20 protein-coding genes and 1 pseudogene are annotated in these 22,516 nt (G+C 70.5%); 12 read left to right on the top strand and 9 right to left on the bottom strand.

The annotated features are described in order from the left end of the window. The 5 genes and pseudogenes from AOK24_RS49720 to AOK24_RS20315 all read left to right on the top strand — a co-directional run. Nucleotides 1–370 (top strand): annotated as a pseudogene (locus AOK24_RS49720) (Rne/Rng family ribonuclease); the annotation flags it as partial. 369 nt (nucleotides 371–739) lie between these two features. Further along, nucleotides 740–1,060: a 50S ribosomal protein L21 gene (gene rplU / locus AOK24_RS20330; protein ID WP_055721489.1), complete on the top strand. Its 321-nt coding sequence runs from the start codon at nucleotides 740–742 to the stop codon at nucleotides 1,058–1,060. A gap of 14 nt (nucleotides 1,061–1,074) precedes the next feature. Continuing rightward, nucleotides 1,075–1,329 carry a 50S ribosomal protein L27 gene (gene rpmA, locus AOK24_RS20325; RefSeq protein WP_055721488.1) on the top strand — a complete coding sequence of 85 codons (255 nt, stop codon included), beginning with the start codon at nucleotides 1,075–1,077 and terminating at the stop codon, nucleotides 1,327–1,329. A gap of 117 nt (nucleotides 1,330–1,446) precedes the next feature. After that, nucleotides 1,447–2,883, top strand: a complete 1,437-nt coding sequence (gene obgE, locus AOK24_RS20320) for a GTPase ObgE (RefSeq protein ID WP_055721487.1) — start codon at nucleotides 1,447–1,449, stop codon at nucleotides 2,881–2,883. Nucleotides 2,884–2,978: 95 nt separating this feature from the next. Further along, a complete protein-coding gene (locus AOK24_RS20315) occupies nucleotides 2,979–3,344 on the top strand; it encodes a hypothetical protein (RefSeq protein ID WP_055721486.1) in 366 nt (121 codons plus the stop codon). A gap of 62 nt (nucleotides 3,345–3,406) precedes the next feature. Here AOK24_RS20315 and AOK24_RS20310 read toward each other — a convergent pair whose 3' ends face one another. The 9 genes from AOK24_RS20310 to rfbB form a co-directional block, all read right to left on the bottom strand. Then, complete coding sequence (locus AOK24_RS20310) at nucleotides 3,407–4,945, bottom strand: DUF6020 family protein (protein WP_133258198.1); 1,539 nt, start codon at nucleotides 4,943–4,945, stop codon at nucleotides 3,407–3,409. A gap of 20 nt (nucleotides 4,946–4,965) precedes the next feature. Next, complete coding sequence (locus tag AOK24_RS20305) at nucleotides 4,966–8,508, bottom strand: bifunctional glycosyltransferase/CDP-glycerol:glycerophosphate glycerophosphotransferase (protein WP_055721484.1); 3,543 nt, start codon at nucleotides 8,506–8,508, stop codon at nucleotides 4,966–4,968. A 63-nt stretch (nucleotides 8,509–8,571) separates the two neighbouring features. Beyond that, nucleotides 8,572–10,746, bottom strand: a complete 2,175-nt coding sequence (locus tag AOK24_RS20300) for a bifunctional glycosyltransferase/CDP-glycerol:glycerophosphate glycerophosphotransferase (RefSeq protein WP_055721483.1) — start codon at nucleotides 10,744–10,746, stop codon at nucleotides 8,572–8,574. A gap of 121 nt (nucleotides 10,747–10,867) precedes the next feature. Next, nucleotides 10,868–11,764, bottom strand: coding sequence for a glycosyltransferase family 2 protein (locus AOK24_RS20295; protein WP_055721482.1), 897 nt, complete (start codon nucleotides 11,762–11,764; stop codon nucleotides 10,868–10,870). After that, complete coding sequence (locus AOK24_RS20290; RefSeq protein WP_055721481.1) at nucleotides 11,761–12,525, bottom strand: glycosyltransferase family 2 protein; 765 nt, start codon at nucleotides 12,523–12,525, stop codon at nucleotides 11,761–11,763. Before AOK24_RS20290 ends, AOK24_RS20295 begins: the two co-directional genes overlap by 4 nt. Further along, nucleotides 12,522–12,917, bottom strand: coding sequence for a DUF2304 domain-containing protein (locus tag AOK24_RS20285; protein ID WP_055721480.1), 396 nt, complete (start codon nucleotides 12,915–12,917; stop codon nucleotides 12,522–12,524). The genes AOK24_RS20290 and AOK24_RS20285 overlap by 4 nt, the downstream gene beginning before the upstream one ends. Nucleotides 12,918–13,038: 121 nt before the next feature. After that, nucleotides 13,039–14,304, bottom strand: a complete 1,266-nt coding sequence (locus AOK24_RS20280; protein ID WP_055721479.1) for a polysaccharide biosynthesis protein — start codon at nucleotides 14,302–14,304, stop codon at nucleotides 13,039–13,041. Further along, a complete protein-coding gene (gene rfbD / locus AOK24_RS20275) occupies nucleotides 14,301–15,140 on the bottom strand; it encodes a dTDP-4-dehydrorhamnose reductase (protein WP_055721478.1) in 840 nt (279 codons plus the stop codon). Before rfbD ends, AOK24_RS20280 begins: the two co-directional genes overlap by 4 nt. Next, on the bottom strand, nucleotides 15,137–16,126 hold the full coding sequence (gene rfbB / locus AOK24_RS20270) for a dTDP-glucose 4,6-dehydratase (protein ID WP_055721477.1): 990 nt from the start codon (nucleotides 16,124–16,126) through the stop codon (nucleotides 15,137–15,139). Before rfbB ends, rfbD begins: the two co-directional genes overlap by 4 nt. Before the next feature lie 135 nt (nucleotides 16,127–16,261). Here rfbB and rfbA point away from each other — a divergent pair, with 135 nt between their 5' ends. The 7 genes from rfbA to AOK24_RS20235 all read left to right on the top strand — a co-directional run. Further along, nucleotides 16,262–17,131, top strand: coding sequence for a glucose-1-phosphate thymidylyltransferase RfbA (gene rfbA, locus AOK24_RS20265; protein ID WP_055721476.1), 870 nt, complete (start codon nucleotides 16,262–16,264; stop codon nucleotides 17,129–17,131). Between the two features lie 26 nt (nucleotides 17,132–17,157). After that, nucleotides 17,158–17,754: a dTDP-4-dehydrorhamnose 3,5-epimerase gene (rfbC, locus tag AOK24_RS20260; protein ID WP_055721475.1), complete on the top strand. Its 597-nt coding sequence runs from the start codon at nucleotides 17,158–17,160 to the stop codon at nucleotides 17,752–17,754. Nucleotides 17,755–17,934: 180 nt separating this feature from the next. Continuing rightward, nucleotides 17,935–19,044 carry a glutamate 5-kinase gene (gene proB, locus AOK24_RS20255; protein ID WP_055721474.1) on the top strand — a complete coding sequence of 370 codons (1,110 nt, stop codon included), beginning with the start codon at nucleotides 17,935–17,937 and terminating at the stop codon, nucleotides 19,042–19,044. Nucleotides 19,045–19,230: 186 nt separating this feature from the next. Next, nucleotides 19,231–19,656, top strand: coding sequence for a hypothetical protein (locus AOK24_RS20250; protein WP_055721473.1), 426 nt, complete (start codon nucleotides 19,231–19,233; stop codon nucleotides 19,654–19,656). Nucleotides 19,657–19,716: 60 nt separating this feature from the next. Continuing rightward, entirely contained in the window at nucleotides 19,717–21,000 is a 1,284-nt protein-coding gene (locus tag AOK24_RS20245) for a glutamate-5-semialdehyde dehydrogenase (protein WP_055721472.1), read from the top strand. A gap of 89 nt (nucleotides 21,001–21,089) precedes the next feature. After that, nucleotides 21,090–21,650, top strand: a complete 561-nt coding sequence (locus AOK24_RS20240; RefSeq protein ID WP_055721471.1) for an SCO2584 family spore wall biosynthesis protein — start codon at nucleotides 21,090–21,092, stop codon at nucleotides 21,648–21,650. 77 nt (nucleotides 21,651–21,727) lie between these two features. Next, nucleotides 21,728–22,516, top strand: a 789-nt coding sequence (locus tag AOK24_RS20235; RefSeq protein ID WP_055721470.1) for an SCO2583 family membrane protein, incomplete at its 3' end; no start/stop codon positions are given.

Genomic DNA, 22,516 nt, shown 5'->3' with positions numbered 1-22,516 from the left:
GGCGCCGGTTGTCGAAGAGGCGGTTGCCGCGCCTGCGCGTCCGCGTCGGCGGGCCGTGCGGGAGGTTGCGGCGCCGACGTCTTCCGAGGAGGCGGCTGTCGTCGTCGTGCCGTCGGCTGATGAGGTGGAGGCTGCGGCTCCTGCCAAGAAGACGGCTGCGCGGAAGACGGCGAAGAAGGCGACCGCGAAGAAGGCGGCTACGGCGAAGAAGGCCGCTACCGCTAAGAAGACTGCGGCTAAGAAGACGACCACGGCCGCTAAGAAGACTGCCGCGAAGAAGACGACGGCTAAGAAGGCGGCGACGAAGAAGACGGCTGCGGCTGAGCAGGCTGCTTCTCCGTCGGTGTCGGCTGCGGCTGACGAGGGCTGAGTCGAGGGTTGAGCTGAGTGGCACTTCCTGCGGAGCGTGGTGCTTCGCAGGGGGTGCCGCTTTGTGTTGTGGGGCGGGTGCGGGTTCGTTGTGGCTGGTCGCGCCCCGCGGCGGAGCCGCTAATAGATGCAGCCCCGCGCCCCTTAACGGCGATGCCCAGCCGCCAGTTGGACAGTTCCCCTGGCCCAGTTTGACCTGTACGGGGGACACCTCGTAGCCTGGGGCGTCGGCGTGCTAATGGGTGCGCCACATCCCCGTAAACCTTTCTTCCTTCCGGGTGCGGTTCGTAGTCGGGAGAGGCTGGCTGTGTTTGCGACCGGTCGGCTGGACTGCGGGGGTGCCGATTCCGAGCGAGAGAGTGAGATCCGCGTGTACGCCATCGTGCGCAGCGGTGGTCGCCAGCACAAGGTTGCTGTCGGCGACATCGTTGAGGTTGACAAGATTTCCACTGCCAAGGTTGGCGACACGGTCGAGCTCTCGACCCTGCTCGTTGTCGACGGCGAGGCTGTCACCAGCGACCCGTGGGTGCTGGCCGGCATCAAGGTCCAGGCCGAGGTCGTGGACCACCACAAGGGTGTGAAGATCGACATCCTGCGCTACAAGAACAAGACCGGCTACCGCCGTCGCCAGGGTCACCGTCAGCAGTACACGGCGATCAAGGTCACGTCCATCCCGACGGCCGCGAAGTAAAGAGGGACTGAGCAATGGCACACAAGAAGGGCGCATCGTCCACCCGGAACGGTCGCGACTCCAATGCCCAGCGGCTCGGCGTGAAGCGCTTCGGCGGTCAGGTCGTCAACGCTGGTGAGATCCTGGTCCGTCAGCGCGGCACGCACTTCCACCCGGGTTCGGGTGTGGGTCGTGGCGGCGACGACACGCTGTTCGCGCTCCAGGCCGGTGCGGTCGAGTTCGGCAAGTTCCGCGGCCGTAAGGTCGTGAACATCGTTCCGGTCGCCTGAACAGGCTGATCCGGAAGCTTTTCGCGAGGCGGACCTCACTTCCCGGTCGGGAAGGCGGGTCCGCCTTTCGCGTGTTGGTATAGGTAACACCTGTTGAGCTTTTTGGAGGCACTGACCATGACCACCTTCGTGGACCGCGTCGAACTGCATGTCGCCGCGGGTAACGGAGGTCACGGCTGTGCCTCCGTCCACCGTGAGAAGTTCAAGCCGCTCGGCGGGCCCGACGGCGGTAACGGCGGGCGCGGCGGCGACGTGATCCTCACGGTCGACCAGTCCGTGACGACGCTCCTGGAGTACCACCACTCCCCGCACCGCAAGGCGACGAACGGCAAGCCGGGCGAGGGCGGCAACCGGTCCGGCAAGGACGGGCAGGACCTGGTCCTGCCGGTCCCGGACGGCACGGTCGTCCTCGACAAGGCGGGCAACGTCCTCGCGGACCTCGTCGGCCACGGGACGTCGTACGTCGCCGCGCAGGGCGGCCGGGGCGGGCTCGGGAACGCCGCGCTGGCGTCGGCCCGCCGCAAGGCGCCCGGGTTCGCGCTGCTGGGCGTGCCGGGGGACCTCGGGGACATCGTCCTGGAGCTGAAGACCGTCGCGGACGTCGCGCTGGTCGGGTACCCGAGTGCGGGGAAGTCCTCGCTGATCTCGGTGCTGTCGGCGGCGAAGCCGAAGATCGCCGACTATCCGTTCACGACCCTGGTGCCCAACCTGGGTGTGGTGACGGCCGGTTCGACCGTCTACACCATCGCGGACGTCCCCGGTCTGATCCCCGGCGCCAGTCAGGGCAAGGGGCTCGGCCTGGAGTTCCTGCGGCACGTCGAGCGGTGCAGTGTCCTCGTGCACGTCCTCGACACGGCGACGCTGGAGTCCGAGCGCGACCCGGTCTCCGACCTCGACGTCATCGAGGAGGAGCTGCGGCAGTACGGCGGTCTGAGCGACCGTCCGCGCATCGTCGTCCTCAACAAGACGGACATCCCCGACGGCAAGGACCTCGCGGACATGGTCCGGCCCGACCTGGAGGCGCGCGGTTACCGCGTCTTCGAGGTGTCGGCGGTCGCGCACCTCGGCCTCAAGGAACTCTCCTTCGCGCTGGCCGAGTTGGTGGGCAAGGCGCGGGCCGCGAAGCCGAAGGAGGAGGCGACGCGGATCGTGATCCGGCCCAAGGCCGTGGACGACGCGGGCTTCACCGTCGTCCAGGAGGAGGACGGGCTCTTCCGCGTCCGGGGCGAGAAGCCCGAACGCTGGGTCCGGCAGACCGACTTCAACAACGACGAGGCCGTCGGCTACCTCGCCGACCGCCTCAACCGCCTCGGCGTCGAGGACGAACTCCTCAAGGCGGGCGCCCGCTCCGGCGACGGCGTCGCCATCGGGCCCGAGGACAACGCGGTCGTCTTCGACTGGGAGCCCACGGTCATGGCCGGCGCGGAGATGCTCGGCCGGCGCGGCGAGGACCACCGCTTCGACGCCCCCCGCCCCGCGACCCAGCGCCGCCGCGACAAGCAGGCGGAACGCGACGAGGCAGCCCAGGAGTTCGAGGGCTTCGAGCCGTTCTGATCCACGCCGGTCACCGAGACAGCCCGCCCACTTCCCCGAACCGGGGAGGGGTGGGCTGTCGTCTTTGTGGGAGAGCTGATTCCGAGGGGGAGTGCGTGAACCCGTACCTGCTGATCATGCCCGTCGCCGCGACGGCCTTTCTCACCTTCGCCGTGTGGCGGTGGATGTACCTGGAGCGCAAGGGGCTGCTGATTCTTCCGCCGGCCTCGCTCGCCGCCTGTTTCGGCATGGTCGTCGAGTTGGACGACCAGCAGTCCGCCCAGCAGGTGGTGGTCACCTTCTCGTTCCTCTGGACGGCGTTCGCGCTGTCGATCTTCCTGGCCCGGCACGCGTTCGCCGACTATCTCGCCGCCGCGCGGCGCGGGGTGCCGGCGGGGGAGAACTCGATCCCCCGGCGGCATGCGGTGACCTTCTGGGTGATCGTGACGACCGCCTTCGTCCTGGCGCAGCTTGTCGGCTGAGCCGGAAAGGGCCCGCCCGCCGTCCCCGTAGGGACAGTGGGCGGGCCCTTGCGAAGCGAGCCTCAGGCCACCGGTTCCGGTGACGCCTCGGGTTCCTTCTGCTTCGTCTCCTCGGTCTTCACGGAAGCCTTCGCAGCCGGTACCGCCTCCGGGAGCCGGCCCCACTTCGGCCGTGCTGCCAGCAGGGGGATGGTCATGATGCCCAGGAACATCGGGGCGAACATGTAGCGGGCCAGCGGTGCCGGGTTGGCGGCTACCACGGTCAGCTGGAGGGCGAGGGGGATGGAGAGGATGCCGACCGGGGCCCAGGAGCGGTTGCGGCGGGAGAAGATGTAGAAGACGGCGTACGCGGCGTAGCACCAGAACGCGCCCCGGAAGAGGAGCCACTGGAGCTGGGGGGTCTTGCTGGCCTTCCACGTGAAGTACGCGGCGTCGTGGAGGGTGTCGCTGAGGGGGCGGATCTTCAGCTCGTCCCGGTAGGGGCTGTTGGCCATCTCCGGGTTCCAGTCGGCCCAGCCGTAGAGGTTCTTGGGGACCGACGGGACGGAGATGAGGGTGTTGCCGGCCATCGACGCGGGGCCGGGGAAGATCCCCCAGGCGATCTGCGAGCGGCACAGGCGCGCGCCGATCATCTGGTCCGGGGTGCGTTCGAGGACGCGGCCCCACAGGTCGAGGAGCTCGGTGTTGAGCTCGGCGGCCTTCTTGCGGTTCATCGGCTTCTGCATCGCCCAGTCGGCGTTCCAGCAGTTCGCCGCGCGCCCGCTCCAGTGGGACAGCGGCGCGACCTCGGCCATGAGCTTCTTGTCGGCGGCGGTGAACGTCCAGGGCGCCTTGCCGTACACGACGGCGATGTCGGCGTAGTTGAGGGCGTACACCTGGTCCTTGGTCGGCGTCTTGACGCCGAGCGCGGGGTAGACGACGAGCTGGAGCCCGGCGGAGACGACCGCCGGGATGACGGTCGCGACGAGTATCGCGCGCCGCATCTTCGGCAGCACCAGCAGCAGCACGGGGCAGGCGATGACGGCGACGAGGAGCCCGTTGTTGCGGAACAGCCCCATCATCAGGAACCCGGCGAACAGCACGATGACCTGGTTGCGGAACACCGTGTCGTGCACCGCCTGCCGCTCCCGCATCCGGCGTACGGTGAGCCGCCCCGCCGCACCGAACGCGAGGAGCGCGCCGATGACGAACGGGACGTCCTTCCACACGAAGATGGTGAACGTGCCGATGGACGGCAGGACCGCGCAGGCGATCGCCGCGAGCGCGCTCCACTTGCCGGGGACCCCGAAGTGCCGCAGCGTGACGGCGACATAGGCGAGCGCGGCGGCCATGCCGACGGACTGCCCGAACGTCAGCAGCGCCAGGTCGCCGGTGAGCTTGATGGAGAGCCACACCAGCGCGTCGTACGCCACCGAGTGGTTGGACATCCAGTGGTTGGTGGTGACGTGCCAGACGTACGAGATGGAGTCGTAGCTCATCCCGCCCGGATAGAACGCCGCCCACCACAGCAGGAAGACGAACTGGGTGACGGCGTACACCGTGAGGGGCATGCGGCGCTTGGGCGGGATCCGCTCCCAGCGTTCGTGCAGGCTGGTCCTCATCGAGGAGACTGTGGGCACTCTCAACGCTCCGTGGCAGGTCGGTCGGGGTGCGCGAGCTCCAGCATCCGGGTGATGACCCGCTCGGCGGCGTGGCCGTCGTCCAGGTCGCAGAACATCTTCTTGAACTCGGTGTACGCGTCGGCGTAGGAGGCGTGGATGCGCTCGATGTCGCCGAGCGCCTCGATGAGTCCGTCGGATGTCTGAAGCAGCGGGCCGGGGGCCTGCCGCTCGAAGTCGAAGTAGAAGCCCCGCAGTTGGTCGCGGTAGTACTCGAGGTCGTACGTGAAGAACAGCATCGGACGGCCCGTGTTCGCGAAGTCGAACATCAGGGACGAGTAGTCCGTGACCAGGACGTCCGTGATCAGGTACAGCTCGGCGATGTCCGGGTAGCTGGAGACGTCGAAGACGAAGCCGTCCCCGGCGCCCGGGACCGCGTCGACGATGTTGGAGTGCTTGCGCACCAGCAGGACGTGGTCCTCGCCGAGCTGCTCGCGGGCCTTCTTCACGTCGACCCGCAGGTCGAACTTGTAGTTCCCGGCCCGGTAGAACTGGTCGTCGCGCCAGGTCGGCGCGTACAGCACGACCTTCTTGCCCTCCGGCAGGCCGATCCGCTCCCGCACCTTGCGCGCGAGGTCCTCGGTCTTCGGCGCGAGCAGGATGTCGTTGCGCGGGTAGCCCGACTCCAGGATCTCCCCGTCGTACTGGAAGGCCCGCTTCATGATCGGCGTCGAGAAGCGGTTCGGGGAGACGAGGAAGCTCCAGCTGGGCGTCTCCTCGGCGACCTTGGTGAGGTACTTGCGGTCGGCGAACTGGACGCTGTCGATGTCGTGGCCGATGCGCTTGAGGGGGGTGCCGTGCCAGGTCTGCACGATGACCTGGCCCTCGCGGCGCCGGATCCAGTGCGGCAGGTGCGTGTTGGTGACGATGTACCGGGAGCGGCCCAGCGCCTCGTACCAGTCGCGGCTCCACCGGCGGATCACCTTGACGCCCTCGGGGATCTGCGCCCGCTTGTCCTCGACGACCCAGATGTGCTCCAGCTTGTCGCCCCGGCGCACGAGTTCCTCGTACACGGCGCGCGGCGAGTCGGAGTACTGGCGGCCCGAGAACGACGCGTACAGCACGGTGTCGCGCAGCGGCGCGGTGCGCGCGTCGGCGTACACGCCCGTGCGCAGCTCGCGCTGGCGGAACCAGCCGAACTCGTCGGGCAGCAGGTCGGGCGCGGCCTCGATGAGGAGGCGGTCGAAGAAGCGGTGGGTGAGGGCGTAGTCCCGGCCGCGGACGGCGAACCGCAGCGGGAGCGTGCCGAGCGCGGCCGGGGCGACGCGCAGCGGCACCTCCGTACGGCTCTCGGCGGCGCGCGCCGTCAGGTACCAGCGGCCCTGCCGCAGCGGGACCTCGCTGAGGCTGTCCGGGACGGGCAGGAACTCGGCGCGGAAGACGCCGTCGACGAGGGTCGCCGGGGCGGAGTGCTCCTCGGAGTGGCGGCTGTGCCGCATGACGATCTCGACGGGCTCGTCCACCGTCACCGGCAGCGCCCCGGCGAGCGTGATGCGCCCCTCGGGGTCCACGGACAGTTCGGTGATCGCGGGCTGCGCGGCCTGCGTGCGCAGCGCGAGGCGGCCCACGCCGTCGTCGGCGACGGACACCGTGCGCCCGCCCCAGACGGGCTCGCCGGCGACGGGGTACTGGCCGGTGAGGCCGCCCTCCTTCGGCGTGACGGCGACGGGGTGGAAGCGGCCGTCCACCGACATCTCGGCGGTCCACTTGTCGGTGAGGTCCCAGTTGCCGAGGTCGCGGCCGTCGACGGCGAGGTCGGCGAGCGGGACGCGCGCGGTGAACGTCGTGCCGGCGCGCTCCACGTCGTAGGCCAGCGTCGCCTGCGTCGAGCCGTGCGTGAGGCGCAGGCCGAGCTTGCCGCCGACCGCCTCGTGGCCCAGCGTGCCGGTCAGCTCCAGGACGCCGTCCTCGGCCCGGTGGCCGGTGAGCTTGGCGCGGACCCGCTCGACGCGCAGGTAGATGTGGTCGTCGGTGACGAACGGCACGACCCGGACGTCCTGCTCGACCCAGTGCGGCACGGGGCTCTCGGCGCTGCCGCTCTCGCCGGCCTTCAGGCGGGTGCGGCGCACGATGCCCTGCTGGACGGTGGCGACGGTCAGCCGCCACACGCCGTCCCGCCAGCCGCCGCGCGCCTTGAACTTGCGCGGGTCGAGGTCGAGGGAGAACCCGGACCAGTCGTAGTTGTGCAGCGACTGCCCGGACGTCTGCGTGGCGCGGGCCGCCTGGACGCGGTTCGGGCGGACCAGGACGGTGCGCCGGCTGCCGTTCTCGCGCAGCATCAGGACGCGCAGCGCGGTCGGCTGGGGGCGCTCGGCGGCCAGGTTGCGGATGTAGGCGTGGCCGGTGATGCGCAGCTTGCCGGAGTCCCAGACGATCTCCTCGGCGCGGGCGCGCGCCGAGAAGTCCGTGTCGACGCGCAGCACCGAACGCGGCACCGCGCCCTTGCCGGACAGCACCGGGTAGTCGGCGAAGTGCTTGAGGCCTTGGCGGACCACCGGGACCGCGCGGCCGGTCTCCCGCTCGTAGGCGAGGAGGTCCATCAGCTCGTCCAGGCGCTTCTCCTGGATGAGGTGGCACTTCAGGCGCAGCGAGACGGGCAGCCGGGGGAAGACCGCGGGGTCGACGCGGCCCAGGAAGTCGGCGGCGCCCGTCATGAACAGCTCGCGGAACTCGTCGCCCGCCTCGTCCAGCACGCCCATGAACAGGGGGAGTTCGTCGGTGATGAAGATCTCGTCGTACCAGCGCTTGTGCGCCGCGTACTTCTCGCCGGGCTGCGAGGCGAGGAAGCGGCTCACCGAGTCGCAGGAGCGGATGCGGTCGCGGACGTTGACGGGCTCGGTGCGCCGCTGGGTGATCGAGGGGGCGCCGCCGGTGCGCTGGCGCCACAGGTAGACCGGCTCGCCCAGCACGTCGACCGCCTTGGCGAGGAAGTGCGCGGGGAGGGTCACCGGGGCGTCCTCGTAGAGGATGCCGGGGAACTCGAAGTGGTGCTTGTCCCAGAAGGAGCGGCGGAAGACCTTGTTCCACGCGGTGCGGTCGTAGACGAGGTCCTTGTCGCGGCTGATGTGGGTGCGCTCGCGGTCGGTGCGCAGCCGCTTCTGGTGCAGCGGGGAGGTGAGGATCTCGCCGGCCTTCAGCAGGTTGACGTTCCCGCTGGCGAAGTCCGAGCCCGTCTTGTCGAGGCTCGCGATGAACCGCTCGTACGCGTCCGGCAGGACGATGTCGTCGCTGTCGACGAACGCGACGAACTCCGTGCCGTCGGTGAGGTGCGCGACACCCGTGTTGCGGGCCGGGCCGAGGCCCTGGTTCTGCTGCGGGACCACTCTGATCCGGTCGTCCTTCGCGGCCCACCGCTCGGCGATCGCGAGGCTGCCGTCCGTCGAGCCGTCGTCCACGACGACGGCCTCCCAGTCGGTGAACGTCTGGTCCGTGAGCGACTGAAGGCACTCGTCGAGGAACAGTTCCACGTTGTAGACGGGAACGACAACTGACAGACGGGGAGGCATCGGGGTACTGCGCCTTTCTCAGGAAACCGATCGCGAAACAGCTTCAAGCCGGACACGTAGCTCTTAGCCTCGCACGGGAGGCTCCGGTTCCTGCCCCAGGAAGACGCGTCGTACGACCCGCTCCGCCGCCCGCCCGTCGTCGAACTCGCAGAACCGGCGCCGGAACTCCCCGCGGGCCTTCGCGGAGGTGTCGTCGGACCAGCGGCCGGAGCGGAAGACGTCGATGAGGTCGTCGCGGGTGGCGACCACCGGTCCGGGGGACACCGAGTGGATGTCGAAGTAGGTGCCGCGGGTGGCGCGGTAGACGTCCCAGTCGTTGGCGTACAGGACGATGGGCCGGTCGAGGAGCGCGTAGTCGAACATCAGGGACGAGTAGTCCGTGAGGAGGCAGTCCGCGGCGAGGTACAGCTCCTCGACGTTCGGGTGGCCGCTGACGTCGATGACGCCCTCGCTGCTGCCGTGCGAGGTGTCGAGGTTGAAGTAGTGGGCGCGCACCAGGACCGTGAACCCGGCGCCGATGCTGTGCGCGAAGTGCTCGACGTCCAGCAGGGGCTGCGGCGTCGACTGGTAGTCGCGGTGGGTCGGCGCGTACAGGACGACCTTCTCGTCCGGCTCCAGGCCCAGCTTGGCGCGGGCCTTTGCGCGGTCCTCGTCGGTCGCGTTCGCGAGGACGTCGTTGCGCGGGTAGCCGTAGTCGAGGGACGTGTACGCGGTCGACGGGTAGGCGCGGTCCCAGACGGCGGTGGTGAAGCTGTTGGAGGAGACGCTGTAGTCCCAGCGGTCGACCCGGTCCATCAGCAGCCGCATGTCCAGCTCGGCGGCGCCCAGCGGGTATTCGACCTGGTCGACGCCCATCCGCTTGAGCGGCGTGCCGTGGTGGGTCTGCACGAAGACCTGGCCGCGCCGCTTGACGACCTTCGTCGGGAAGTTGACGTTGTTGACGAAGTACTGCGAGCGCGCCATCGCCCGCCAGAACCCGAACGACCCCGGGTGCACGGTCGGCGTCCCGGCCGGCGGCCGGTTGCGCGGGCTCGGCTTCAGCACCCACGTCGGCTTCACGTTCGGCGCCAGCTCCCGCAGCTTCTGGTCGATCGCCGCCGGGTTGCAGGCGTAGTCGGCGTTCCAGTACGCGGCGAACACCGCCGTGTCCTTCTTCACCGGCAGCATCCGCTGCGCCCGGTAGTACGTCATCAGGACGGCCGTCCGCACCGGCTTCTTCAGCCTGGCCGCCGCCCGGTACGCGCTGCGCGCGGGCCTGCGCAGCCGGTTCGGCAGCCGGTTCGCGACCCGCCGCACGCCCGACCTGGCCGGCTTCTTCGCGGAGTCCCGGTGGCCCGCCGGGCGGTGCCGGCGCTCGGCCTCCAGGCGCCGGCCCCGGAACTCGGCGCGGGCGCCCGCGGGCAGCCGGCCCGGCATCCGCTCGATGACCCCGAGATGGAACGCCATCCGCTCGAACAGCGGACCGCGCCAGCGGTCGAACTCGGGGTGCGCGGCGAGGAACCCGAAGACCAGGTCGTACTGGTCGAACACCTCGAAGTGCTTACGGCTCGCCGACGACAGGATCGACCCCTGCCGCCGCTGCCGGTAGTGCACGCACACCCGGTCCAGCACGGCGATCGACTCGGCGGCGACCAGCACCGGATACGTCCACGGGGTGTCCTCGTAGTACCCGGTCGGGTACACGAACCCCCACCGCTCGACGAAGTCCCGCCGGTACGCCTTGTTCCAGGCGACCTGGAGCAGTTCGAGGAGCACCGGGTGGTCGTCGAGCGCGAACGCGCCCGCCGGGGCGTCGGTGAGCGCCTTCCGCTTGGCGTTCGGCGTGACCCGGCCGTCCCAGTACGTACGGTCGTAGTCGTAGACCAGCAGCTCCGGGTCGCCGGTGTCCTCGAGGCGGCCCGCGATGGCCTGGAGCGAGCCCGGCAGCATCACGTCGTCGCTGTCCAGGAAGATCAGGTACTCGCCCCGCGCCCGCTCCATGCCCGCGTTGCGCGCCCGGCCGAGCCCGACGTTCTCGGTGAGCTGGACGGCGATCACGCGCGAGTCGGCCGCCGCGTATTCGGACATGATCTCGCCGCACGAGTCCGGCGACGCGTCATTGACCGCGATGACCTCGAAGTCCCCGTACGCCTGCTCCAGCACGGAGTCGAGGCAGTCGCGCAGGTACGCCTCCACGCCGTACGCCGGCACGACGATGCTGAAACGGGGGGACCGGTCTTCGGAGCCAGTGGCAGTCATAGAGGGTCAGTAGCTTTCGCGACGGAGGAGGAACGGGCCTCGGACGGGAGGAGGGGGCTCGGCGGAGTGGGGTTCCACGAACCCCCGGACATCGGGTGGTTCTTTGCGGTTCCTTGGCCGTTCACTCGGCCCGGGTCAGCGCGTACCCCAGCAGCCGGCGCACCGCGTCCGAGCGCCGGTGGCGCAGGGCGCCCGGCAGCATCGTCAGCGCGTGCAGCCGCATCGACAGATGACGGCGAGCCGCCTTGGCGGCCTTGTGCCAGCCGTGCCGGTCCAGATCGTCGGCGACCTCGTTGAAGAACCGCACCGCCTCCCCGAACCGCGACCCGGTCGCCGCCTCCGCTGAGGACAGGGACGCCGAGTGGCGGCGGTAGCGGAACGCCGGGGCCGGGTCGACGACGAGGGACTCGCCGCGCCGGATCAGCTCGATGATCAGCGCCAGGTCCTGGATGACGGACAGCTCCTCGCGGAACCCGACCGCCTTGACCGCGTCCGTGCGCCAGCAGATCGACGGGAAGTACAGCCAGTTCCCGCCCAGCAGGTTCGCCGCCAGCGGCTCGCCGGACAGCACCAGGCGCTTGCCGTCACTGGTCTTCGGCGCGTACAGGCGCCGCTTCACCTCGTCGCCGAGCGTCGTCACCGGCTTGCCGTGCTCGTCGATGACCTCGACGCCCGGCTGGTAGATCGCGGCGCCGGGCTCGGCCTCGATCGCCGCGCGCAGCGTCGCGACGTACGTCGGCATCATCAGGTCGTCGCTGCCGAGCATCGTGAAATGGGTGGCCTCGACGAGGTCCACGCACTTCTGGAAGTTGCGGGTGATGCCGAGGTTGACCTCGTTGCGCAGGTAGCGCACCCGCTCGTCGCCGAGGGAGGCGAACCACTCGGGGACGTCCGGCTCGCGGCCGTCGTCCACGACGGTCAGCCGCCAGTCCTTGTCGGTCTGGTCCAGCACGCTCTGCACGGCCGCCTGCATCAGGGCGGTGTCGCCGTAGTGCGGCAGCATGATGTCGATGGTCACGAGGCCTGCTTCTCCCGTGCCTTCTGCTGGGACCGCTTGCGCGCCGGACCCAGCGCCGAGCGGCGGCTGAAGGCCAGCAGCAGGATCATCCCGATCCGGCCCAGGTACATCGTCGCCTTCCACGGCGACTGGCTCGGCGTACCGGTCGTGCGCGCCCGCATCGCGACCGGCACCTGCTCGACCTTGTACCCGGCGCGCACCACGGCGATCGTCGACTCGACGGTGTCGCCCAGGTACTCCACGGGGTACCAGCGCGCGAACGCGTCGATCAGGTCGGGGCCGCAGGCCCGGAAGCCCGAGGTGACGTCGGTCAGCTTGGTGCGGGCCATCCGCGACAGCCAGAACGCGAGGACGAGCATCGCCCAGCGGCGCGGCCCGCGCGCCTCGTACTCGCCGGTCCCCGCGAACCGGGCGCCCATCACGAGGTCGGCGCCCGCGTCCAGGCGCGCGATCAGCTCGGGCACGTTGCGCGGGTCGTGCTGGCCGTCCGCGTCGACCTGGATGGCGACGTCGTAGCCGCGGTCGTGCGCGAACTTGTAGCCGGCGCGCATCGCGCCGCCCACGCCGAGGTTGTACGGCAGCTTCATGACCGTCGCCCCGGCCGCGCCCGCGACCTTCGCGGTCTCGTCGCCCGAGCCGTCGTCCACCACCAGGATGTCGACACCCGGCAGCGTCGCGTAGACCTCCTTGACGACGTCGGCGACGCCCTCGGATTCGTTCCACGCGGGCATGATGATCAGGACGCGCTTGCCGTCGATCACTTGAGCCTCCCCGAGTCCCCCGAGGCGACGGTCGTCTCGCCCTCGGACAGTTGTTGACGCAGTTCCTGGACGTCGATGCGCAGCAGCGCGACTTCCTCGGAGAGCGTGCGCCCCTCTTCTTCGAGGTGCCCGACCTCCCAGCTGAGCTGGAGGCAGACGATGAAGAGGAAGGCGACGCTGAGGAAGAGGATGAGGCTCACACCCGAGCGGACCCCGACGTTGCGCGCCACCCAGTCCAGGCCCGAGGGGAAGAAGCCGAGCGGGATGATCACCATGCCGGTGAACACCCACAGGAACGCGTACTTCTCCTTGAGCTTGCGGCGGCGCAGGAGTTCCACGATGCAGAGCACCAGGAAGACGCCGGTGACCGAGGTCAGCATCCACAGTTGCATGGCTAGAGGGCCTGTCTACTCTTCCGGAAAGGTGGACGGCCACAGAAAGGGGGGCCGTCGGACTGTGATCCACTGCCCGTCACGTTGACTACCCAGAGCGAGGGGAAGATGGTCACTCTCGTCAGTGCGGCGAACGGTAGCCTACACGAGCTCGAACAACGAGTGTCATGAAGGCGACGACAGCGAAAGACCCCGCCGCGTACGCCACCTCCACCCGCGTCCGCAGCTCCAGCGAGCTGAACGTGACCGCCAGCAGCACCGCCGTGCCGACCACCCACGCCAGCAGCTGCTTGCGCGCGCCCCCGCTCGTCAGCAGGGCCTGGCCGAGCACCATCGCCAGCATGTACAGGGTCGTCCCCAGCGACAGCCACGCGAAGTCGACGCCCGTCAGCACGTCCGGCGCCCCGAACAGCGCCGGCAGCAGCGCCGGGCCCAGCGCGGTCGCGCCGATCCCGCCCGCGACCCCGAGACCGCCGGTGACCGTCGCCGCCCGCAGCAGGAGCCGCCGGTAGCCCGCCCAGTCCTGCTCCGCCGCCGCCGAGGAGAGCCCCGCCAGCAGCGACACCTGGAACGCCCCGAACACGAACAGCGGGACCCGGGCCACCACCAGCGCCGACAGCAGCGCCGCGACCAGCGCGTCGTCGTTCGTGGAGATCAGCTTGGTGCTGATCACCGCGATGTTCACGAGGAGCTGCGCGAGCAGCGTCGAGCCGACCAGCAGGCCCAGGTGCTCGATCAGGTCCCGCCAGTGCGCCGGGGTGCCGTGGTGGCTGCCGCTCAGCACCGGCTTGATCGTCAGCAGCACGGCGAGCAGGGGAGCGACCGTCAGGACGGCCGCGAACGCGAACACCGACTTCACGCCGGCCACCGCGAGGATCCCCGGCAGCACGATCCTGAACGCGCCGTCCAGGCCGAGCTGCGTGCCGTACGCCTGGAAGCGGCCCAGGCCCGCCAGGACGCCGCGGGTGACGTACGCGATCGCGAGAGCCGCGAACGCGCCGCCCAGGGCGAGGACCAGGGCCTCGTCGCCGTGGAAGAAGACGTCCGCGACCTTCGCCGAGAACACCGCGAGCGGCACCAGCACCAGGGCCAGCAGCCCCAGCGACAGCGCGGCGCCGCGCCGCAGCACCGGGGCCACGCCGTCGCCGTGCACGACACGGGACGCCACGAGCCGGGTGATCTCCTGCTCCACCGGGAAGAACAGGCCGAGCCCGATCGACGACACGACCGTCCACAGCACGGAGAAGCTCGCCATGTCGTCGACGTCGAGCGTGTGCCCGGCCGCCGCGAGATGCACGTAGCTGGCGACGCCGAGCAGCGCCGTCCCCGCCCCGACGAACGCCGTGCCGGACGGCAGGGCGGTGGTGATGCGGTCGAGGAGGCTCACCCGAGGTACTCCGCGAGCTGAGCCCTCCAGTCGGGCTGCACGGCAATACCGGCCGCGGCCCAGCGGTCGTGCGCCAGCACGCTGTACGAGGGCCGGCGGGCCGGCCGCACGAACTTCTCCGACGTCGTCGGGCGCACCCGCTCCGGGTCCAGGCCCGACAGCTCGTACGCGGCACGCGCCAGGTCGAACCAGGTCGCCGTGCCGGACGCGGTGCCGTGGTAGACCCCGGCCGGGGCGTCGCTCTCGCCGAGCGCCGCGATCTGCCGGGCCAGGGCCACCGTCCACGTCGGCTGGCCGCGCTGGTCGTCCACGACCTCGACCGTGTCCCGGGACTCGGCGAGCTTCAGCATCGTCGAGACGAAATTGCGGCCGTGGGCGCCGTACAGCCACGCCGTGCGCACGATGTATCCGGAATCCGGCAGCGACATCTTCACGGCATTCTCACCCACCAGCTTCGCCCGGCCGTAGGCGTTGACCGGAGAGGTGGGGGAGTCGTGGCGGTAGGGCTCGGTGGCGTCGCCGGGGAAGACGTAGTCGGTGGAGATGTGGATCAGCTTCCGCCGCCCGGGAGCGCACGCCTGCGCCAGGACGCGTACGGCTTCGCCGTTGACGAGGGTCGCCCTCGCCTCGTCGGCCTCCGCGCCGTCGACGTCGGCCCAGGCAGCCGCGTTGACCACCACGTCGTGCCCCTCGACGGCCGCGCGGACCGCCGCCGGGTCGGTGATGTCCAGGTCAGCGCGGGTCAGCGCGGTGACCTCGCCGGCCGAGCCCTTCAGGGTGGCCACGAGGTCCCGGCCGAGCATCCCGCCCGCGCCGGTGATCAGCCAGCGCGTCATGCCGGAAGCGCCGCCTTCGCCTTGAGCGGCTCCCACCAGGCGCGGTTGTCGCGGTACCACTGGACGGTCGAGGCGAGACCCTGCTCGAAGGTCACCAGCGGCTCGTAGCCCAGCTCGGTGCGGATCTTCTCGATCGACAGGGAGTAGCGCAGGTCGTGGCCCTTGCGGTCCTCGACGTGCTCGACCATGTCCCAGCCCGCGCCGCAGGCGTCCAGGAGGAGACCGGTCAGCTCCTTGTTGGTCACCTCGGTGCCGCCGCCGATGTGGTAGACCTCACCCGGCCGGCCGCCGCGCAGGACCATCTCGATGCCCCGGCAGTGGTCGGAGACGTGCAGCCAGTCCCGGATGTTCAGGCCCTCGCCGTACAGCGGGACCTTCTTGCCGTCCAGCAGGTTCGTCGTGAACAGCGGGATCATCTTCTCCGGGAAGTGGTACTGCCCGTAGTTGTTCGAGCACCGGGTGACGACGACGTCCATGCCGTGCGTGCGGTGGTAGGACAGGGCCAGCAGGTCGGAGCCCGCCTTCGACGCCGAGTACGGCGAGTTCGGGGCCAGCGGCCAGTCCTCGGTCCAGGAGCCCTCGCTGATCGAGCCGTACACCTCGTCCGTGGAGACGTGCACGAAGCGGGCCACGCCGTGCCGCTTGGCGGCGTCCAGCAGGACCTGCGTACCCAGCACGTTCGTCGTGACGAACGGGGAGGAGTCCGCGATCGAGCGGTCCACGTGGGACTCGGCCGCGAAGTGCACGACCGCGTCCTGGCCGCGCATCACGTCGTCGACCGTGGCGTACTCGCGGATGTCGCCGTGGACGAACGTGTAGCCCGCCTTGTCCGCGACCGGGGCCAGGTTCTCCTGGTTGCCGGAGTAGGTCAGGTTGTCGAGAACCGTGACCTGTGCGCCCTCGCCCGAGGGGAGCTCGTTCAGAAGCAGGGCCCGCACGAACTGTGACCCGATGAATCCGGCGCCGCCGGTGACAAGAATCCTCATAAGAACCCGCATTCTAGGCCGTCGGCATGGGTACTGTTCCGTGCCTGTTGTCGCTCTGTTTGTTGTGCGAACTGTGCCCGATGAGGTCGGTGCCGGGACAATCGGGGGTCCCCACCTGCCGTAGGGTGCTTGTCCATGCGTGGAATCCTGCTCGCCGGTGGTACCGGTTCCCGACTGTGGCCGATCACCCGTGCGGTGTCGAAACAGCTCATGCCGGTCTTCGACAAGCCGATGATCTACTACCCGCTGACCACCCTCGTGATGGCCGGCCTCAGGGACATCCTGATCATCACCGGACCCGACGAACGCCCCCAGTTCGAGCGGCTCCTCGGCGACGGCTCCGACTGGGGCCTCAACATCGAGTTCGCCACGCAGGAGAAGCCCAACGGCATCGCCGAGGCGTTCCTCATCGCCGAGGACTTCATCGGGGACGAGCCCGTCGCCCTCATCCTCGGCGACAACATCTTCCACGGCGTCGGCCTCGGCCGGCAGCTCGCGCGCTACGCCGAGCCCGAGGGCGGCGTCGTCTTCGCGCACGCCGTCTCCGACCCGACCGCCTACGGCGTCGTCGACTTCGACGAGGACGGCCGCGCCCGCTCCATCGAGGAGAAGCCCGCGCGGCCGAAGTCCCGGTACGCCGTCCCCGGGCTCTACTTCTACGACAGCCGCGTCGTCGAGATCGCCAAGGGGCTCGCGCCCAGCGCGCGCGGCGAGCTGGAGATCACCGACGTCAACAAGTACTACCTCGACCGGGGCGAACTGCACGTCTCCGTCCTCGACCGGGGCACCGTCTGGCTCGACACCGGCACCTTCCAGTCCCTCGTCCAGGCCTCCGAGTTCGTCCGCGTCGTCGAGGAACGCCAGGGCATGAAGATCGGCTGCCTCGAAGAGGCCGCCTGGCGCGCCGGGTTCATCGACGACGCGCAGCTGCGGGCGCTGGCCGAGCCGCTGACCAAGAGCGGGTACGGCGACTACCTGCTCGACCTGCTCACGTACGAAGCCTGAGAGCCTGAGAGAAGGACCCTGTTTTCATGAAGGTCAGCCCCCTTTCCATCGAGGGTGCCTGGGAGTTCGTGCCGCGGCAGTTCGGTGACGCCCGCGGCATGTTCATGGAGCTGTACAAGGCCGAGCGGCTGGAGGAGGCGGTCGGCCACGCCCTCGACCTGCGGCAGGCCAACCTCTCCGTCTCGGCGGCCGGAGTCGTGCGCGGCATTCACTTCGCGGACGTGCCGCCCAGCCAGGCCAAGTACGTCACCTGCGTCAAGGGCGCCGTCCTCGACGTCATCGTCGACATCCGCGTCGGCTCCCCGACCTTCGGCACCTGGGAGGCCGTCCGCCTCGACGACGAGACCCGCAACGCCGTCTACCTCTCCGAGGGCCTCGGCCACGGCTTCTGCGCGCTCACCGAGGGCGCGACCGTGACCTACCTGTGCTCCGAGGGGTACGCACCCCAGCGGGAACGGGGGCTGCACCCGCTGGACGCGGAGATCGGCATCGAGTGGCCGGTCTCCGGCGAGCCGGAACTGTCGGAGAAGGACGCGCAGGCACCGACGCTGGCGGAGGCGCTGGAGCAGGGGATCTTGCCGCGTTACGAAGACTGCGTGGCATACCGGCGCTCGTTGAGTTGAGGTTTTTCAGGGGCGCGGGGCTGTATCGATTTGCGGCTCCGCCGCGCGGGCGCGAGCAACCACCCACGGCCCGCACTGTGAAACACAAGCGCAACCCGGCAGCTCCTCACGTACATTGCAAATCCGGTGCCATGCAGCAAGACCAGTGAGGACACGCACGTGACACGGCTAAGGCCGCCGGTGGCAAACGCACGGCGAATCGTCGTCAAAGTCGGTTCTTCCTCCCTCACCACCGCCTCCGGCGGCCTCGACGCCGACCGGGTCGACGCGCTCGTCGACGTCCTGGCCAAGACCCGCAGCGGCGGCGAGAAGGAGATCGTCCTGGTCTCGTCCGGCGCGATCGCGGCGGGCCTCGCCCCGCTGGGACTGCGCCGCCGCCCCAAGGACCTGGCCCGCCAGCAGGCGGCGGCGAGCGTCGGCCAAGGGCTCCTCGTCGCCCGCTACACCGCCTCCTTCGCCCGCTACGGCGTCCGCGTCGGCCAGGTCCTCCTCACCAGCGACGACATGAGCCGCCGCGCCCACCACCGCAACGCCTCCCGCACCCTGGACAAGCTCCTGGCGATGGGCGCGTTCCCGGTCGTCAACGAGAACGACACGGTCGCCACGGACGAGATCCGCTTCGGCGACAACGACCGGCTCGCCGCCCTCGTCGCCCACCTCGTCCACGCCGACCTCCTCGTCCTCCTCTCGGACGTCGACGGCGTGTACGACGGCGACCCCGGCAAGCCCGGCACGTCGAGGATCGCGGAGGTCCACGGACCGGCGGACCTCGCGCACGTGGAGATCGGCAGCACGGGCAAGGCGGGCGTCGGCACGGGCGGCATGGTCACGAAGGTCGAGGCGGCCCGCATCGCCGCAGCGGCCGGCATCCCCGTCGTCCTGACCAGCGCGGTCTTCGCCGCCGAGGCGCTCACCGGGGGCGACACGGGGACGTACTTCCACCCCGCGGGCAAGCGCTCCGCCGACCGCCTCCTGTGGCTCCAGCACGCCTCGACCCCGCAGGGCTCGCTGACCCTGGACGACGGCGCGGTCACGGCCGTCGTGGAGCGCCGCACGTCGCTGCTCCCGGCGGGCATCGCGGCCGTGGAGGGCGACTTCAGCGCCGGGGACCCGGTCGAGCTGCGGGACGCGAGCGGGCGGGCCGTGGCGCGGGGGCTGGTCAACTTCGACGCGAAGGAGATCCCGCAGCTGCTCGGCAGGTCGACGCGGGAGCTGGCGCGGGAGCTGGGGGCGGCGTACGAGCGGGAGGTCGTGCACCGGGACGACCTGGTGGTGCTGGCGCAGGGCTGAGGGCGGGGCGGGGCGGGGCGCACGAGGGCGCCCGGTGGGTTGTGTGACCGTCAGTTCGTCGTACGAGCAGCCCGCCCCGCATTCGAACGGTCTCCGTACCGCCGGGGGACGTTCCGTGAAAGTGCCCCGCGGACGGCGGCGGCCTGCTCAACTGTGTTCCAGGTACAAGCTGTCAAGGAGGCCGTCGTGAGTCGAACGCGCCCCGGGCCGACGGCCCGCGGGGGACTGACCAGCGTCGCGGCGGGTGAGACGTACCAGGAACCGAAGGACCTCCCCCGCCTCTGGCACGTCACCCTCAGCGTCTCCGGCGCGGCGGTCCCGGTGCAGGACCTCCGCCGGGGACTCGAACAACTCGCCCACGACCACCCCTTCCTCCTGACCAGCCGCTATGCCCCCGACCACGCGGAGATCCGCTACTGGGAGGAGGCCCGCGACCTGCACGACGCGGCGGCCGTCGCCCTGCGCCTGTGGGGCGAACACCGTCAGACGGCCGCCCTGCCCGCCTGGGAGATCGTCGGCCTGGAGGTCATCGACCGCGAGACCTACCACCAGCGGGTCGCGGAGGGCTACGGCCCCCTCCCGGCGACCCCGGTGGGCGTGCACCCGTTCTGACCCGTCTCGCGGTGTGGACCACGAGATGGACGCCCTCGTGCCGCGCACTACGCTTTCCCCATGACCACCCTCTCTCCGTACGACGCCATGTCCCCGGTCATCGAGGCCGCCTACCGGGCCAAGGCCGCCGCCGCAGATCTCGCGCCGCTGCCGAGGGCCGTGAAGGACGACGCGCTGCTCGCCATCGCGGACGCGCTGGAGGTGCGGACGGGGGAGATCGTCGAGGCGAACGCGGAGGACGTGGCGCGGGCGCGCGAGGCCGGGACCAGTGAGGCGATCATCGACCGGCTGACGCTCACGCCCGAGCGGATCCGGGCCATCGCCTCCGACGTCCGGGACGTCGTCGCGCTGCCCGACCCCGTGGGCGAGGTCGTGCGCGGCTCCACGCTGCCCAATGGCATCGACCTGCGCCAGGTCCGCGTGCCGCTCGGCGTCGTCGGGATCATCTACGAGGCCCGGCCCAACGTGACCGTCGACGCCGCCGCCCTGTGCCTCAAGTCCGGCAACGCCGTCCTGCTGCGCGGCTCGGGCTCCGCCTACTCCTCCAACTCCGCCCTCGTCCGCGTCCTGCGCGACGCGGTCGGCGGCGCCGGGCTGCCCGCCGACGCCGTACAGCTCGTGCCCGGCGAAAGCCGGGAATCCGTACGGGAGTTGATGCGGGCGCGCGGGCTCGTGGACGTCCTCATCCCGCGCGGCGGCGCCTCCCTGATCCAGACCGTGGTGTCCGAGTCGACGGTCCCGGTCATCGAGACGGGGACCGGGAACTGCCACGTGTACGTCGATGCGCAGGCCGACCTCGACATGGCGATCGACATCCTCGTCAACTCCAAGGCGCAGCGCGTCAGCGTCTGCAACGCCGCCGAGACCCTCCTCGTCCACCAGGACATCGCGCCCGAGTTCCTGCCCCGCGCCCTCGACGCCCTCGCGGAGGCCGGGGTGACCGTCCACGCGGACGAGCGGGTCATGGCGTACGCGAAGGACTCGTCCGCGACGGTCGTGGAGGCCACCGCCGAGGACTGGGAGACCGAGTACCTGTCGTACGACATCGCCGCGGCCGTCGTCGACTCGCTGGACAAGGCCGTCGAGCACATCCGGCTGTGGACCTCGGGCCACACGGAGGCGATCGTCACCACCTCCCAGCAGGCCGCGCGCCGCTTCACCCAGCTGGTCGACTCGACGACCGTCGCCGTGAACGCGTCCACCCGGTTCACGGACGGCGGGCAGTTCGGGTTCGGCGCGGAGATCGGCATCTCGACGCAGAAGCTGCACGCCCGGGGGCCGATGGGGCTGCCGGAGCTGACCAGCACGAAGTACATCGTCACCGGGGACGGGCACGTCCGCTGACGGTCCGTCCGGGGTGAGAGGCGTCTCATCGGGTGGTCGGATCTGCATACCGTCTGCCCAAACGGACCCCCCAGGTCTACTCTGGACGCGTGCCGGAGGACGTGGGGGGCACGCCGTTCCCTGACGGCGGACAGCCCGACGACGACCACGACCGCGGGGTGTCGGACGAAGAGTTCGCCTCCGTGGTCTTCGACGAGGCCTTCGTGAAGGCGGCGGTGCACCACGAGCCGTCCGCCGTCGAACGCCTCCTGGCCGCCGCCGAGGCGAGAGCCGAGGCAGAGGCGGAAGCCCGCCGCACCGGACCCCGCGCCGAGCGCTACGACGACGGCCACGGCCCCCGGCGCGACGCCGACAACCTCGACGACCTGGACGACCTGGACGACCCCGAGGTCCTCGACGCCCGCTACGGCGCCCCCGCCTCGTACGGCTTCTACGGGGCGTACGGCAAACAGGTCCGCTGGCACCGCCCCGTCGCCTGGCTCCTCGCCCTCGTCATGGGCATCGGCATGGTCGCGCTCGCCTTCACCGCCGTCTACCGGGGTGCCTCGGCGGGCAGCGGCGGCAGCCGGCAGGCACCGCCCACGTCGACCGGCGCGGACGCGACGCCGTCCGGCCCGCCGCCGGTCTCGGTGGTCCCGCAGGCGCCGTGAGCGGTTGCTGAGAACCTGTCAGAAGTTGTCCTGCGACAGGGCGTTTACCCGAGGCCCCTGAGACCTACTCTGAAGGTATGGGCGGGCCTGGAGACCCACCGGAGGGGACACCCGAGGGCACTCCTGCCGGTGGAGAGGACGAGTACCGATCCGTCGTCTTCGACGAGTCGTTCGTCCGCGCTGCCCGGCTCCAGGAGTACTCCGCGCAGGAGCGCATCGGCGACCACGCCCCCGCCGTACGGCGCCGGCCCCCGCCCTTACGCCGGGGGCTGACCCGGCAGGTCCTCTTCCTCGCCCTGCTGATCACGATCGCGTTCGGCACGGCGATCTACATGGGGGTCCGCAGCCCCTACCAGTCGCCGGGCGCCCGGCGGGCGGTCGAGCCCCTGCGGATGACCGTCGTGCCGCTCGCCCCGCAGTCCCCCGTACCCGGCGCCGCCGACGCCGGGTACCTCTTCGAGCGCAGCCCCGCCGCCGAGTTCAGGACCGGCGCCGACGGGGTCACCCTGCCCGCCGCGCGGCGCACCGCCCACTTCTCCGACAGCCAGGTCGTCACCGCGCTCACCACGGCCAAGGAGTACATCGTCCGCTCGGCCCTCTACCCGGAGGTGATTCTCGGCCAGCAGATCCGCGCGGCCCGCGTCCTCCTCGACTCCGCGCAACTCGACCAGTTCGACGCCAGCTTCACCCACCCCTCCGCCGACGGCCGCCACGCCCCCACCGGCTGGCTCGTCCGCTTCGACCCCCACCAGGTCGAGCTGGCCGACCCCGGCATCCGCGTCCGCGGCACCCTCGGCATCGCCGAGACGGACTCCGAGACCCTGGAGGTCACGGCGGACCACACCTACGTCTACGCCCTCCGCCCC

The organism is Streptomyces niveiscabiei, from assembly GCF_001419795.1.
GTDB classification, from domain to species: domain Bacteria; phylum Actinomycetota; class Actinomycetes; order Streptomycetales; family Streptomycetaceae; genus Streptomyces; species Streptomyces niveiscabiei.
The sequence above is the reverse complement of the archived record's forward strand: the minus strand, read 5'-3'. Positions and strand labels throughout refer to the sequence as shown.